The following is a 1,390-nucleotide window of genomic DNA, read 5'->3' on the forward strand; positions in this document are numbered from 1 at the left end:
GGGTCGAGCTTGTGTGAAAACACGCTGATCGCCTAGACTGGATTAACTCATTCAGCGTAGGTGACCGGATGAAGCGATTCATAGAAGGTGAAGATCGCAAGCAGGTGACGCTGCTTCCAGAGTGCCTCGATGACTTCGTTGCCGAGGACAATCCGGTCAGGATTATCGACGCGTTCGTTGAAGAGCTTGACCTTGCATCACTGGGCTTCGATGGCGCGATGCCGTCGACTACAGGTCGCCCGTCCTATCATCCAGCCGTGCTGTTGAAAATCTATATTTATGGTTACCTGAACCGGGTCCAGTCGAGCCGTCGGCTGGAACGTGAATGCCAACGCAATGTTGAATTGATGTGGCTCACCGGCCGCCTGGCGCCGGACTTCAAGACCATCGCCGACTTCCGTCGTGACAGTGGAACAGGCATCCGCAACGTATGTCGCCGCTTCGTGGTGCTATGCCGCGAGCTGAAGTTGTTCTCGCAGGCGCTGGTTGCCATTGACGGCAGCAAGTTCAAGGCAGTCAATACACGCGATCGCAACTTCACAGAGGGTAAGGTCGACAAGCGTCGGAAGCAGATCGAGGAGAGCATCCAGCGGTATCTGAACGCGCTGGAGACCGCCGATCGTACGCAACCCGCGGAGCTGGAAGCGAAGACAACCCGCTTGCAGGACAAGATCGCGCGCCTGCGCGAGCAGATGCGAAACCTTGAGCAGATCAAGGAGCAACTCAAGACTGAGCCTGACGGTCAGCTCTCGACGACCGATCCTGATGCACGCTCCATGGCGACGAGCGGCAAAGGCTCGGGAATGGTGGGCTACAACGTACAGGTAGCAGTAGACGCCAAGCACCATCTGATCGTCGCGCACGAGGTCACAAACTCTGGCAGCGACAGGGCGCAGCTCGGTCCCATGGCGAAAGCCGCGCGCGATGCGATGGGCAGGACCAAACTGCGGGCAGTCGCCGATCGCGGCTACTACAATGCACCTCAGATAAAAGAGTGCGCGGATGCCGGGATTGCAGTAATGCTGCCAAAGCCCACGACATCAAGCGCGAAATTCCATGGTCGATTTGATAGGGCCGACTTTATCTACATTGCTCGGGACGACGAATACCAATGTCCAGCCGGTGAACGCGCAATTTACCGCTTAACCCGGGAGGAGCGCGGTATGCAACTGCGTCGTTATTGGAGCAGTGCCTGTCCTCGATGCCCTATGAAATCACAATGCACGCCGAGCACAGAACGTCGGATCACCCGATGGGAACATGAGTCGGTGCTGGACGCGGTCCAACGTCGGCTCGACAGGACACCGGAGGCGATGACAGTGCGCAGGCGGACCGTCGAACATGTCTTTGGAACGTTCAAGCACTGGATGGGCTACACACATTTCCTGAC

General features: G+C 57.5%; 1 protein-coding gene. It reads left to right on the top strand.

Going from position 1 to position 1,390, the window contains the following annotated elements; genetic code table 11:
• Positions 1-68: 68 nt before the first annotated feature.
• Positions 69-1,390, top strand: a 1,322-nt coding sequence (locus HV770_RS38015) for an IS1182 family transposase (protein WP_175166527.1), incomplete at its 3' end; no start/stop codon positions are given.

This window comes from Paraburkholderia fynbosensis, from assembly GCF_902859935.1.
GTDB lineage: Bacteria > Pseudomonadota > Gammaproteobacteria > Burkholderiales > Burkholderiaceae > Paraburkholderia > Paraburkholderia fynbosensis.